We start from the raw sequence: 13,750 nt of genomic DNA, 5'->3' as shown, positions 1-13,750 counted from the left end.
CTAAGCAGTTACCCGCTTAGACCTTGTTTTGGCTTATTTTAGTTGGTCTACTGAGACACCAAGACCACCGGCAACCAGCTCACGCTGCTGACGCACATGGATTGAAGGAAGACCAGTTGCTGGCGCTGCTGACGCAGGACGCGCGACAGGGTCTACCACACGTGCCTTGGTCACACGAGGCTGATTGTCAGCTTGTGGGCCAAAGATACGGAACATATGCGGTGCTAAATAGTACCATGCGCCTTGGTTTAATGGCTCTTCTTGACACCATACAATCTCTTCAAGGTTGGCATATTTTTGAACCTCTTCTACCATTCTTTGTTGTGGTAATGGGTACAGCTGCTCGATACGAACGATGGCCACATGGTCTAGGCCCAGCTCACGACGCTGCTCTAGTAGGTCATAATAGACCTTACCACCACACATGACGATACGAGTCACTTTATCGTTATCTAGCTGATCGATCTCTGGTAGTACAGTTTCAAATTTACCGTTAGCAAGCTCTTCAAGCTCTGAGGTCGCAAGTTTGTGACGCAGTAAGCTCTTCGGTGACATTACCACTAGTGGCTTACGAATTGGGCGTGCCGCTTGACGACGTAAGGCGTGGAAGATTTGTGCAGGTGTGGTTGGGGTAATCACTTGCATGTTGTCTTCAGCACACAGTTGCAAGAAGCGCTCTAAACGGGCTGATGAATGCTCAGGACCTTGACCTTCAAAGCCATGTGGTAGAAGCATGGTTAGACCACACACACGCTGCCACTTGGTTTCACCACTTGAGATGAACTGGTCAATCACGACCTGCGCACCGTTTACGAAGTCACCAAACTGAGCTTCCCAAATGATAAGTGCTTTTGGTACTGTCGTTGCATAGCCATATTCGAACGCCAATACCGCTTCTTCTGACAACAATGAGTTGTAAGTGGCAAAGCGAGCTTGGGTGTCATTTAAATGCGCTAGCGGCACATACATATCACCATTTTCAACGTTGAAAATCTCTGAGTGACGATGTGAGAAAGTACCACGGCCCACGTCTTCACCGGTAATACGCACTAAGAAGTCTTCGTCTACTAGTGAGGCATAAGCTAAAGTCTCAGCAGCACCCCAGTTTAAAGGCTCTTCACCAGTTTGCATCGCTAAGCGCTGCTCGACTACTTTTTGAACTTGACGCTGAAGCTTAAAGCCTTCAGGCATTTCTGCCATGCGGCGGCCATAGGCTTTTAGTTTTTCGATATCAACACTGGTATCCCAGTCATCTTTTAGCTCATGACCTAAGTAGGGGCTCCAGTCCACATACAGCTCTTCATTAGGCTGCTGTACTAAAGAGTTAGCAACATATTCGCCTTTGTCTAATGCTTCGCGGTATTCATCTTCAAGCGTCTTGTCGTCGCCTTCAGAGATAACACCTTGTGACATTAGCTTTTGGGCATACTGAGTACGCGTGGTTGGCAGTTTTTTGATGATCGAGTACATCAGTGGCTGAGTGGCTGATGGCTCATCGGCTTCGTTGTGACCGTTACGGCGGTAGCAGAATAAGTCAATCACGATGTCTTTGTGGAACTCGTGACGATAATCTAATGCCATTTGAGCGGCAAATACGACCGCTTCAGGATCATCACCATTGACGTGTAAGATTGGTGCGTGCACCATTTTAGCGATGTCAGTACAGTACTCTGTAGAGCGAGCGTCTTCTTGACGGCTGGTAGTAAAGCCCACTTGGTTGTTAATAACAATGTGAACGGTACCGCCTGTGGTGTAAGCACGGGTCTGTGACATCTGGAAGGTTTCTTGAACCACACCCTGCGCAGCAATCGCAGCGTCACCATGTACTACCAATGGCAATACTAGGTTACCATCTTTGTCATTGCGGCGAACTTGACGGGCACGTACTGAGCCTTCAAGTACAGGAGAAACGATTTCTAGATGTGATGGGTTAAAGGCCAATGCTAAGTGCGCCTCACCACCTGGTGTCATCACGTTTGATGAATAACCATTGTGGTATTTTACGTCACCTGAGCCTTTTTCTGGCATGACTTTACCATCGAACTCATCAAATAAGTCCGCTGGGTTTTTACCCAAGATATTAACCAATAGGTTTAAGCGGCCGCGGTGAGCCATACCGATAACCATCTCTTTGGTACCGTAGCCACCTGCACGCTGAATAATTTCGTGAACCGCTGGAATAAAGCTTTCACCGCCCTCAAGACCGAAGCGCTTAACACCGGTGTATTTACGTGCTAAGTATTTCTCTAGGCCTTCGGCCGCAGTTAGACGCTCAAGAATCTCTTTTTTCTTCTCGTTGTCAAACTTGATGTAGCCTAGGTTGGTTTCCATGTAGTTTTCAAACCAGCGCTTCTCAGTGCTGGTCGTCACGTGCATGTACTCAAGACCGATGTGGCCACAGTACACACGCTCCATGATTTCGATGATTTCGCGTAAGCTCGCCTCGCTCTTACCAATGTTTAAGTCACTGGTTGAGAAGATGGTGTCTAGATCCGCCTCTGATAGACCATGATACGCTAAGGTTAGGTCTTCTACATCCGCACGTGGCTGTAGACCTAAAGGATCAAGCTTAGCACGGCGATGACCACGACGGCGATAAGCTGAAATTAGCTTTTGTACGCCCATATGTCTTGGATCAACGCAGTTGGCATCTAAGCTGCCTGAGGTAGCAGGAGCGGCAGCGCCTTTATTAGCCGTTTGATTACGGGCTAACAGTAAGAACTGATCTTGGATGGCATGATGCAGGGCATCATTGTCGCTTTGATAGTTTTTGAAATAAGCTTGCCAATCAGCATCTACACTACTTGGGTCTTGTAAATACTGCTCGTATAGAGACTCGATATAGGTAGCGTTGTCCCCTGCAAGCTCTGTAGCATCGGCTTTTAAGGTATCATTAGTCATAGTATTCATAGTCTTTTCTTATTTACATTAAAGTTTAATTAAAATAAAACACATTTATTTCATGCTATCGCTATGGGTGATTCACGTCTTTTATGAATAGTCTGCTATAAATAAAAAAACTGGGCCATTTTCTAGCCAGATTTATTTGCATTATTATAAATCAAACTGACTTAACCTTAGTCTCGTATCTATAGGATATTAATAAAATATCAAGGGCAAAGCGGATATTTTTATCAAAACCTGTGATCTACTGCTCATTACCCAGGTATTCACTGTTACTAAAGCATTAACCGTTAACGTTTGTCTCAGCCTTCAGCTCTTTGGCCAATGCGCTTGCCAAATCTCATCAGGGCGTCATGGTTAAATTTCAGTCAAGCCTTACAGCCAAAATGGCCATAGTGCTCATTAAATTAGGCAGTGATCTAATAATTTGAATAATTATGGGTTAGCGTCTGAAATATTGCACATAGTGTGCCATATCTATTGAAGTATTGTCTGTTGTTGCTAGGTGGTTATCCCTTAACAGGATACAGTTGCACACTGAGTATAAGGGTAACATGGAATCGAACCGAGCAGCGTTTGTTTCTTCAATAGTATGTATTTAGTTGCTAAATGATGATTATTCGAATGTGTCTAATTTTAACAAAAAAAGACCCCTATCAACAAATAGAGGTCTGTCGTATTCACGTAAGTAATGCTAACCGATAACTTAAACCTGTAATATTAATTAATGCTATTAATTACTGTATTAAAACGGGCTAATTAGATATTAACCGGCCTGCTCTAATAACAAGTTACGTAAATGACCGATAGCACGGGTTGGGTTCAAGCCTTTTGGACATACGGCCACACAGTTCATGATACCACGGCAACGGAATAAGCTAAACGGATCGTCCATACGAGCAAGACGCGCTTGCGTATCACTATCACGGCTGTCTGCCACGAAGCGATAAGCGTTCAATAGCGCTGATGGGCCTAAGAACTTATCAGGGTTCCACCAGAATGATGGGCAGCTGGTTGAACAGCACGCACATAAGATACACTCATACAGACCGTTTAGCTTCTCACGATCTTCTGGAGATTGTAGACGCTCAGTAGGCGGTGCAGGCTGATCGTTGATTAAGTACGGATGTACTTTTTCATACTGCTCATAAAACTGGTTCATATCCACAACAAGGTCACGCACAACAGGCAGGCCAGGTAGTGGACGAATGGTAATTTTCTCAGGCAAAGTGTTCATGTTAATCAAACATGCCAAGCCGTTTTTACCATTGATGTTCACCCCATCAGAGCCACAAATACCTTCACGGCATGAGCGTCTAAAGGTGATGGATTCATCTTGTTTTTTCAAACGTAATAAAACGTCAAGCAACATACGATCTGAGTCTAACAGCTCAATCGTATAAGTTTGCATGTAAGGGGCTGCGTCCTTATCAGGATCGTAGCGGTAAATCTCAATGGTGCGAGTACCTCGGCTCATAGTGCTAACTCCACACGGCGTAAAGCTGTTTTTGCATAACCTGTCACAGTATCTGTAAAACAGCTTTACTAATTTAAAAAATTAAATTCAAATAATTAACGTTAAACGACGGCAAACAAAAGCGGTAATTAGTAAACACGCACTTTAGGTTCAACGTAATCAACAGTAAGCGGTACTTTACGAACCGGCTTATAAACAATCTTATTGCCTTCTGAGTACCAAACAGTATGCTTCATCCACTCGTTATCGTTACGGCCGTTTGGTGCGATTGGATCATCTTCTGGACGATCATAATCTAACACGGTATGCGCGCCGCGACATTCATGACGCTTGGCCGCTGATAGCATGGTGGCTTTGGCCACTTCGTAAAGGTTAGCAACTTCTAAGGCTTCAATACGCGCGGTGTTGAACACTTGCGACTTATCTGCCAAATGAATGTTATCTACTTTATCTTTTAGAGCCAATAACTTCTCAACACCTTCATCCATCAACGCTTGAGTGCGGAATACACTGGCGTGTTTTTGCATTAGGGCGCGGATTTCATCAGCCACTTCTTGAGCGTTATAGCCTTGTGTTGACTGTTGTAGCTTGTTCAAACGGCCCACAGTGAAGTCTAGTACACGGGGGTTCATTGGATGGTAGTTATGATCTGAGCTACCGAAGTTATCAATGATGTGTTTGCCCGCAGCACGGCCGAATACCACCAAGTCAAGTAATGAGTTGGTACCTAAACGGTTGGCACCGTGAACACTCACACAAGCACACTCACCAATGGCGTATAAGCCTTTAACGATTTTGCCTTCTGTGTATAGGCCTTCTTCATCCACATGACCGTCAAGATCTGGCACGATAACCTGACCATGAATGGTGGTTGGAATACCGCCCATCATATAGTGGATGGTTGGGATAACTGGGATAGGCTCTTTAGTAATGTCGACGTTGGCAAAGTTCTTACCAATCTCGAATACAGAAGGCAGACGCTTCATAATGGTCTCAACACCTAAGTGAGTCATGTCCATTACGATGTGATCTTTGTTTGGACCACAACCACGGCCTTCTTTAATCTCTTGGTCCATTGAGCGTGATACTAGGTCACGAGGTGCCAAGTCTTTAACCGTTGGTGCATAACGCTCCATGAAGGCTTCACCATCTTTGTTACGTAAGATAGCGCCTTCACCGCGGCAACCTTCAGTAAGAAGTACACCTGCACCGAATACACCGGTGGGGTGGAATTGCCAGAATTCCATATCTTGTAATGGAATACCAGCACGTACTGCCATACCTAGGCCGTCACCGGTATTGATGTAAGCGTTGGTAGAAGCTGAGAAGATACGACCTGCACCACCCGTCGCTAATACGGTATTAGTGGCTTGGAATACGGCAACAGTGCCGGTTTCTTGCTCAATGGCTACCACACCATTGATGTCGCCTTTTTCATCTTTAATAAGATCGAGCGCGATCCATTCGATGAAAAACTCAGTACCCGCTTCTAAGTTCTTTTGATATAGAGTGTGTAGTAATGCGTGGCCAGTACGGTCAGCGGCCGCACAAGCACGTTGTACCGCTTTTTCACCGTAGTTTGAAGTGTGACCACCGAATGGACGCTGATAAATCGTACCATCTGGGTTGCGGTCAAACGGCATACCCATGTGCTCAAGCTCATACACTACTTTTGGCGCTTCACGGCACATAAATTCGATAGCGTCTTGGTCACCCAACCAGTCTGACCCTTTTACGGTGTCATAAAAGTGGAAGTGCCAGTTGTCATCACTCATGTTACCTAAGCTTGCCCCAATACCACCTTGAGCTGCAACGGTGTGCGAGCGGGTTGGGAATACTTTGGTAATAACAGCTACTTTCATGCCGCCTTCTGCTAATTGCAGCGCTGCACGCATACCTGAGCCGCCACCGCCAACGATAACAGAGTCATAATTTAGGGTTTTAATATTACTAATTGTATTGTCTTGTCTAGTTGCCATTACGTTTTCCTAATGAATACGTTAGTCGTCATATAAGCTGGCGATGGGCGCTATAGATATCACTATCATAGCCTCACATTACCAGACAGGCTCACTTAAATCTAAAGTCGCTAACAGGTGCTTAAGCCCCCAAACCTAAATCAGGGCAGTTCGCGCTATATACAATACTAATTAACAATATAGCCAAAACCGCCCAAACTGGTCTGTTAACCTAGGTTTAGTAAACCTGGACCCCAGAAAATCATGACGCCCCAGAATAGGTATACCAAAATTGCGATAATCATAGCAGCTTGAAGCACAAGGCGTAGGCCAGTAGATTTAACATAGTCGGTAAATACCGTCCACATCCCTACCCAAGCATGAGCCGCTAGCGCAATAATTGCGACCAAGCTTAATAGGCGCATGGGCAGGCTCATAATGAAGCTAACCCACTGCTGGTAGGATACATCACCATTAATTAAGAAAAACCCTACCATTACCACAGCATATATGGCCAATACGACGGCACTGATACGCTGCATTACCCAGTCGCGCGAGCCTGAGCCGGTTAGGCCTGTCGCACTTTTAATTCCAGAATCATTTCTTCTCATTAGAACATCACCCATACAAATGACAGCACTATCAAGATAGCGGCAATAACAAAGCTCACAATTGACGCAGTTCTACCTGACTGAAGCTCTTCGTTAAAACCCATGTCGGCAAATAAGTGCTTAATACCCATCACAAAATGGTAAGCCGTTGCTGCGACAAAGATCCACGCAACAAAGCGCACAAGCACATTGTCAAACACAGCGAGAAAATCTTGAGGAGAATATAATGAGGTTTGCAAAAGCCACAGCATCACCGGAATTAATAAGAAAAGAATAATTCCTGAGATACGATGTAAAATCGAAGCTCTGGCCGTCGGTGAACTGTTAACGCTTATCACTTGGCTAAGTGGCAGATTAATCGGTCGGTTGCTTTTCACAGCGGGCGTCCTTTTGCGGTTGACACTCGTGGATACGCTTTTAACGCCAAAAAACCAAGATGTAATGCGATTAATAAGGGCTTGTCAAACACTCACCTAGTTAATTCATTACCAGCTCTGACGCATAAAACGGACACGAGACGGATAAGTTAAGGAGTTGCTAACTGGCTAAATTCATACCTAGCCGTACTGTAAAGCTTACAGCACTCTAAATATATTTTAATGTTAAAAAAGACTTAGAGCAGTTGGAGTTGATGCTAAAGCTTACGCCGTCACTCAAATCCTCCTACCCTGGTAGGCCCATCCAATCAAAAAACCAGACAGAGTGTTAACAAATACAGAATTGAAGCTTGAAAGGCGTTGGCGGCTGACATAAAGCTAACTTATTGTAATCACAAATAATTTTATACGAAAAATTTATAATTAATATTAAATATACCTTAATACCACTTAGGTCTGATTAGATATTAATTAGAAATCTGGGTAAATTCTCTGTGACCAATCAATTAGATAAATGACAAGCCAGCATCTATAACGCTGTAATTATAGAGTTTGTTGCTGTCAATTACAAATAAATTGCCAAATTAACGCTTTGTGAGACTTTATTACCGACTATTACCCATTGCTGCCGGTTAGATTGTCTGTGTTGTTTATTTGCTGGTCAAAATCAGTGCAAGGCCTGAGCGCTGCGGCTAAGTTGGTATAGAACTTAAGGGTTATTGACTACATTAGGCGCTATCAATCACAGCCGCTTTGGTCGAATTTGCCCCGCCAATACGGACACAGCACCGCTTGGTTTTGACCAAACTAATACGTAACTAAATGTTTCTAAAAACTGTCCTCACCGTTACGCCAAAAACCTGAAAATCCACTGGGTGCTCACGCTTTAGTTATCACCCTTTACAAAGTAGGGCTAAACACTGACAAGACGACGGCCGCCTTGATAGATTAAGGGCAACCTTAAAATTAAATCTGGCACCCTCTTTGTTTTACTTTAGATTTAACAACATTATTTTTCACCACACCTGTCAAAAAATCAGTGATGAATCTGCGCTAAGGCTGTGCTGCAAATCCGGCAATATGGTCAACAATCATTGACTAGCGGGGGGAATCTGCGTTATAAATGTTTTTTTCAATTGTCTGTATTAACTGGTAGTATATCGATCGTCCCTGTTAGCAGCCTCTCTTAGTGTTGTCACAAGGACTGTGTGCAGATAGTAAATCATTGCCACTGCCCGCCAGTTACTTCATAACAATAGTATTACCCCCATAATCTTGTGTTAAACAACCTATCTCTTAAAAAGGTAACCTGTTGTTAGCGTTGGTTTTTTAAGAGATTTAATGCAAGCTTATATGACCAAGTTTCTTCCAAGAAAATACGTAGACCCTACGTAGAGTAATAGTGTCATACCCTGATAGCGGGTGTTCTTTATAAAATACCAGTTACTGTCATTCGATGGGTAACTGGCTTAGTTTTAGGCTATCACCCCAAAAACTAATTATTTATTCCAACAATTAAGAGGATCTTATGGCTAACGAAACTGCATATTTAAAGGTAGATGGAAAGGAATATGAATTACCTATTATTGAGGGCACTTTAGGCCCGTCAGTAGTTGACGTTTCAGCTTTCCAAACCGCAGGCTACTGGACCTATGATCCAGGCTTTAAAGTAACTGCTCCTGTTGAGTCAGAAATCACTTATATTGATGGCGATAAAGGTGAGTTATTGCACCGTGGTTACCCCATTGATCAACTGGCTGACAATGCTGAATACTTAGAAGTGTGTTATGCCCTACTACATGGCGAGCTACCAAACGCTGAACAAAAAGCGGACTTTTATGAAAAAGTACGTAGCCACACTGGCGTTCATGACCAGCTACGTAAGTTCTTCGAAGGCTTCCGCCGTGATGCTCACCCTATGGCCATTATGGTCGGTGTGGTAGGTGCGTTATCTGCTTTTTATCATGACAACCTAGATGTGACTGATGAAAAACAACGTGACATCACCGCCATTCGCCTAATTGCAAAAATGCCAACCATTGCGGCAATGAGCTACAAGTACACCAAGGGCGAACCGTTCATGTACCCACGTAACGACTTTAGTTACGCAGAAAACTTCTTATACATGATGTTCGCCACCCCTGCAGATGTAAACTACAAAGTGAACCCTGTTCTAGTGAAAGCTATGGACAAGATCTTCACTCTACACGCAGACCACGAGCAAAACGCTTCAACCTCTACCGTTCGTCTAACCGCCTCTACTGGTGCCAACCCTTACGCTTGTATCGCAGCGGGTATCGTAGCGCTATGGGGCCCATCACACGGTGGTGCTAACGAAGCGGTACTACAGATGCTTGATGAAATCGGTACCGTAGAGAACGTTGATGAGTTCATGGAAAAAGTTAAGCGTAAAGAAGTGAAGCTAATGGGCTTTGGTCACCGCGTTTACAAAAACTTCGACCCACGTGCCAAAGTGATGAAAGAAACTTGTGACGAAGTTTTAGAGGCGCTAGGTATCACTGATCCTAAGCTTGAGCTAGCGATGAAACTTGAAAAAATCGCTCTAGAAGATGAGTACTTCGTAAAACGTAACCTATATCCAAACGTTGACTTCTACTCAGGTATCATCCTAAAAGCAATCGGTATCCCAACTTCAATGTTTACCGTTATCTTCGCTCTAGCACGTACGTCAGGTTGGATCAGCCACTTGTTAGAAATGCACTCAGCACCATTCAAGATCGGTCGTCCACGTCAGTTATACACTGGTAAAACCAAACGTGACTTCGTAAAACTTGAAGACCGCAAATAAGCGAGTGTTCGTTTAAAATTTAAATTTAGCTTGTGCTAAAAAAAGCGTCCGATATGACTATCGGGCGCTTTTTTATTGGGTATTCAATTTAAGCTGTTTTTAAATAGCCGCTTTTAAATGGCCATTTTCGAATAACTGCTTTTAAATGGCTGCTTTTGAATAGCTGCTTTTAAATGGCCAGCCCATAAACACCTGCCCACCACACGCACTCGCCTAGTTAAACGTCTCAGCTTTTGTTCATAGTTTTTAATTTGCTCATCATACGCGGCAATTTTGTCATTGAACTCTTTGGCCAACGCATCAAACTCGGCCTGCTGCTTCTGCTGAGCCTCAATCTGCGACTGTTTGAGCGCTTCAAGCTCGGCGCTTTGCTGACGCTCAATCTGATCCCATGCCTGATACTGTTTGAGCATTCTGGCCAATGCCGGACTTTTTGCCACCAAATGCTCAGCAAGCTCAGTATTATGAAACACACCTGGGGTTAACGTGGCGATATTAAGCAAGGTATCAATGGCCTGAGCCGGTAGCGGTATGCCCTCCTCTAGATACAACGACTGCATGGCCACGTTATAACGGCTGCTAATCTCGGTGGGCGTTAGCTGCTCAGGCGGCTTAATAGCCAAGTCTACAAGCGGTAAGCTGGGTAGCTCTTGGGACGGCTCTGCCTCTTGCTGGGTCGCCGCCTGTGCCTCACCGCTGCCCGTTATACCTGTCATGTCAGGGTCAGTGGTTTTGGTGGTCGCTTCAGAACCAGAGCCAGCTTCAGAACCAGTGCCAGTTCCAGCTTCAAGGCCAGTTTTTGGATTGGACGCGTCGACCTGTTTGGTAGCCACCTCCTGCTCTGCAGCATCTGCCGCTTGCAGCGCTTCATATTCAGCCTGCTGGCTTTGCTGTAGATCCAGCATTTTATTCACAAATTCTGCCTCGAAGGTTTTCACCTGGGCAGCAGCTTCTGCACTCATTGGCGTGGGTGTCTGAGTATCTGAGGTTTGCGCCGCCTCGCTGCTTTGGGTGCTATTGTCTGGGGCTTTATTGGTGGCCGACTGCTCAGTGCTAGGCTGGCAAGCGGCCATTCCCAAGCTTGAAAGCAGCGCCAATGCCATAAAAGATTTTTTTATGGGCTGTGATTTGTTATTGGACGGCTTGACAACATCGGATGCGATAAAGCTCATGTATTGGTCTCCTGGGTGCTTAGCTTGTCTACTTGAGCATCGGCCTGAGTCTGATGCTGGCGCTGCGCTTGCAACAACGCACTATTGCCAAGCGCTTGGTTTTGCAAAAATGGGATACATGCCTGCCAGGCGCTGCAGTCTTTGCCCTGCTCTCGGCGCACAAAATAGTCCTGCACCATGCGGGCTTGCTGCTCAATACCATAGCTAAAAAACGGTCTGCCCTCAGCAAGTCTGTAATCGTATCGGCGGTTCATCATGGCCCCGCGCACCACCTTAAGGCCTTGCTGCAGTTGCCACACGTGGGTGAGCTCATGAATCAGCCAGCTTTTTTTACCCAAAGACTGCTTGCTAAAGTCCTCGATCCAGTCTTTTGGATTAAAATAAATATTGCCATTGGGGCTTACCGCATAGGTTTTTAGCACCCACCACGCGGTTTTTAATCGCACTTGTGAGACATCAAAGTCAGCACCGAATACCGAGTGCGCCATGGCAATCTCATCAGCATTTAACGGCCGACTTTTTTGCTCAGCCATAGGCGTTAGCTGACTTGCCACAGACTTTAGCTGACTTAAAGGCAAGCTGCTCACGGAGCGATGCGCTAAGGTTTTTAATGGGATGATGGCTTTTGACGCTATTTTTAAGGGCGCTATTTTTGATAGCCTATTTTTGGGCAACATATACGTATTCTTTATAAATTAAGGTATAGATTAAGGTGATGGATATGAAAAAGATGACCACACCCTAATAATGAGTGCAAGCGGCCATAACTACAAGTGAACGCTTCGGATATCTCACGCTAATCCCACAGTTTTAATAAACGCTTACCAAGGCTTAACTTAGCTATACTTAGCTTGCAATTAGGTGGGACTTAGCTTGCAATTAGGCTGATTTTGGGCTGTAATCGTGACTGATTGACACGCCTTCACGCTAATTGCACTGAAGTTTACAACGCGACAAGGCATACTAACACGCATTGTCCTGTCATCTTATGGCGACTGTTTTATGCTATCGTCCTATGCTATGGATACCACAAAGACTGTCGCTACGCATGTTAAAAACGTTATAAAACAAGGTAATCATTGCCCATTATGGCCACTCACCCCCACTCTGCTATTTATCCTGATATTCCTCTGGCTCAGCGGCTGCGCCCTAAGCGCCTAGATGAGGTCATTGGTCAGACCCATCTTCTAGCGCCGGGTGCGCCCATCCAGCGCTTTGTCAAGCATGGTCATCTGCCCTCTCTTATCCTGCACGGGGAAGCGGGTATCGGTAAGACCACCATTGCCATGCTGTTGGCCGATGCCGTGGGTCGCCCGTTTTACCCATTATCAGCGATTAACACGGGGGTAAAGCAGCTGCGAGAAGTACTCGATGCAGGCAGTAGCTCTGGTCAAGGGGGGCTGGATTTTGCGTCGCCCGTGGTATTTATCGATGAGATTCACCGCTTTAACAAGGCGCAGCAAGATGCGCTGCTAGGAGCGGTGGAATCAGGCGACATTACCCTAATTGGCGCCACCACCGAAAACCCCTCGTTTAGCGTTAATAATGCGCTGCTGTCACGCTGTCAGGTATATCGCTTGCAGCCGCTCGATGACACCCAGATTGGTGAATTGTTGCAGCGGGCGCTTAACCAAGATGAATTTTTATCTCAGCTCAGCATTGATCTACAAGCGCTGCCGCAAATAGCCAACTTAGCCCAAGGCGATGCCCGCAAGGCGCTTAACTTATTAGAGATGGCGGTACAGGCCTCTGACCACAGCAAGCAGCCGATTGTGATTGATGATGCGCTGTTATCAAGCGTGGCACAGACCACCTTGCAGCGCTATGATAAAGATGGTGACCAGCATTACGACATTATCTCAGCGATGATTAAGTCGGTGCGTGGCTCAGATCCTGACGCTGCTTTGTACTGGATGGCGCGGATGCTGGTAGCTGGCGAGCCGCCGGAGTTTATCGCTCGGCGCTTGGTGATTTTGGCCAGTGAAGATATCGGAAATGCCAACCCCAATGCTTTGCTGCTGGCCGATGCCGCCTTACGCTCGGTAAAAGCCATTGGCATGCCAGAGGCGCGGATTATCTTAGGCCAAGTGGTGGTGTATCTGGCCACCTCCGCTAAGAGTAACAGCACGTATTTGGCAATTAATAAAGCGATGCAATTGGCACAACAGGATCAATCACCTGTGCCGATGCACCTGCGCAATGGGGTCACTAAGCTGATGCAAAGCCAAGGTTATGGTGAGGGCTATATTTATCCGCATGATTATCCCAATCATTATCAGCCGCAGCAATATCTACCGGATAACTTGGTGGGTACTCGCTTTTATGAGTATGCCGATAACCAACGGGAGCAACACAGTTTACAGTTTATGCAGTGGTTGCAGACGCAGACACCTTCTAACAACCCTTAATAAACCAAATAAGCAATAAACCGAATAAGCGTTA

At 45.5% G+C, this 13,750-nt stretch carries 9 protein-coding genes; 2 read left to right on the top strand and 7 right to left on the bottom strand.

Annotated features, from left to right (window positions below):
• Positions 1 to 33: 33 nt before the first annotated feature.
• The 5 genes from DLE54_RS01325 to sdhC all read right to left on the bottom strand — a co-directional run bounded on the left by DLE54_RS01325 (position 34) and on the right by sdhC (position 7,327).
• Positions 34 to 2,910: a 2-oxoglutarate dehydrogenase E1 component gene (locus tag DLE54_RS01325; protein WP_110815997.1), complete on the bottom strand. Its 2,877-nt coding sequence runs from the start codon at positions 2,908 to 2,910 to the stop codon at positions 34 to 36.
• Positions 2,911 to 3,670: 760 nt separating this feature from the next.
• Positions 3,671 to 4,381, bottom strand: a complete 711-nt coding sequence (locus tag DLE54_RS01320; protein WP_011959553.1) for a succinate dehydrogenase iron-sulfur subunit — start codon at positions 4,379 to 4,381, stop codon at positions 3,671 to 3,673.
• Between the two features lie 128 nt (positions 4,382 to 4,509).
• Entirely contained in the window at positions 4,510 to 6,360 is a 1,851-nt protein-coding gene (sdhA, locus tag DLE54_RS01315) for a succinate dehydrogenase flavoprotein subunit (protein WP_110815996.1), read from the bottom strand.
• Positions 6,361 to 6,566: 206 nt separating this feature from the next.
• Entirely contained in the window at positions 6,567 to 6,950 is a 384-nt protein-coding gene (gene sdhD, locus DLE54_RS01310) for a succinate dehydrogenase, hydrophobic membrane anchor protein (protein ID WP_011959551.1), read from the bottom strand.
• Positions 6,950 to 7,327, bottom strand: coding sequence for a succinate dehydrogenase, cytochrome b556 subunit (gene sdhC / locus DLE54_RS01305; RefSeq protein WP_011959550.1), 378 nt, complete (start codon positions 7,325 to 7,327; stop codon positions 6,950 to 6,952). The genes sdhD and sdhC overlap by 1 nt, the downstream gene beginning before the upstream one ends.
• Positions 7,328 to 8,855: 1,528 nt before the next feature.
• Between sdhC and gltA the strand changes: the two genes are divergently transcribed.
• Complete coding sequence (gltA, locus tag DLE54_RS01300; protein WP_110815995.1) at positions 8,856 to 10,136, top strand: citrate synthase; 1,281 nt, start codon at positions 8,856 to 8,858, stop codon at positions 10,134 to 10,136.
• 113 nt (positions 10,137 to 10,249) lie between these two features.
• Here the strand turns inward: gltA and DLE54_RS01295 are convergent, their stop codons facing one another.
• On the bottom strand, positions 10,250 to 11,308 hold the full coding sequence (locus tag DLE54_RS01295) for a hypothetical protein (RefSeq protein WP_110815994.1): 1,059 nt from the start codon (positions 11,306 to 11,308) through the stop codon (positions 10,250 to 10,252).
• Positions 11,305 to 11,985 carry a hypothetical protein gene (locus tag DLE54_RS12230; RefSeq protein ID WP_110815993.1) on the bottom strand — a complete coding sequence of 227 codons (681 nt, stop codon included), beginning with the start codon at positions 11,983 to 11,985 and terminating at the stop codon, positions 11,305 to 11,307. Before DLE54_RS12230 ends, DLE54_RS01295 begins: the two co-directional genes overlap by 4 nt.
• Positions 11,986 to 12,396: 411 nt before the next feature.
• Here DLE54_RS12230 and DLE54_RS01285 point away from each other — a divergent pair, with 411 nt between their 5' ends.
• Positions 12,397 to 13,716, top strand: coding sequence for a replication-associated recombination protein A (locus DLE54_RS01285; protein WP_110815992.1), 1,320 nt, complete (start codon positions 12,397 to 12,399; stop codon positions 13,714 to 13,716).
• The last annotated feature ends 34 nt before the right edge of the window (positions 13,717 to 13,750 follow it).

The organism is Psychrobacter sp. YP14 (assembly GCF_003209315.1).
Classification (GTDB): Bacteria; Pseudomonadota; Gammaproteobacteria; order Pseudomonadales; family Moraxellaceae; genus Psychrobacter; species Psychrobacter raelei.
Note: the sequence above shows the minus strand (reverse complement) of the source record. Positions and strands in the feature narration are given on the sequence as shown.

What these genes read in the sequence shown, in the direction of transcription:
- DLE54_RS01285 (WP_110815992.1), top strand. Translation starts at nt 12,397, where the DNA reads ATGGCCACTCACCCCCACTCTGCTATTTATCCTGATATTCCTCTGGCT.
- DLE54_RS01320 (WP_011959553.1), bottom strand. Translation starts at nt 4,381, where the DNA reads ATGAGCCGAGGTACTCGCACCATTGAGATTTACCGCTACGATCCTGAT.
- DLE54_RS01325 (WP_110815997.1), bottom strand. Translation starts at nt 2,910, where the DNA reads ATGAATACTATGACTAATGATACCTTAAAAGCCGATGCTACAGAGCTT.
- DLE54_RS01295 (WP_110815994.1), bottom strand. Translation starts at nt 11,308, where the DNA reads ATGAGCTTTATCGCATCCGATGTTGTCAAGCCGTCCAATAACAAATCA.
- sdhA (WP_110815996.1), bottom strand. Translation starts at nt 6,360, where the DNA reads ATGGCAACTAGACAAGACAATACAATTAGTAATATTAAAACCCTAAAT.
- sdhD (WP_011959551.1), bottom strand. Translation starts at nt 6,950, where the DNA reads ATGAGAAGAAATGATTCTGGAATTAAAAGTGCGACAGGCCTAACCGGC.
- DLE54_RS12230 (WP_110815993.1), bottom strand. Translation starts at nt 11,985, where the DNA reads ATGTTGCCCAAAAATAGGCTATCAAAAATAGCGCCCTTAAAAATAGCG.
- gltA (WP_110815995.1), top strand. Translation starts at nt 8,856, where the DNA reads ATGGCTAACGAAACTGCATATTTAAAGGTAGATGGAAAGGAATATGAA.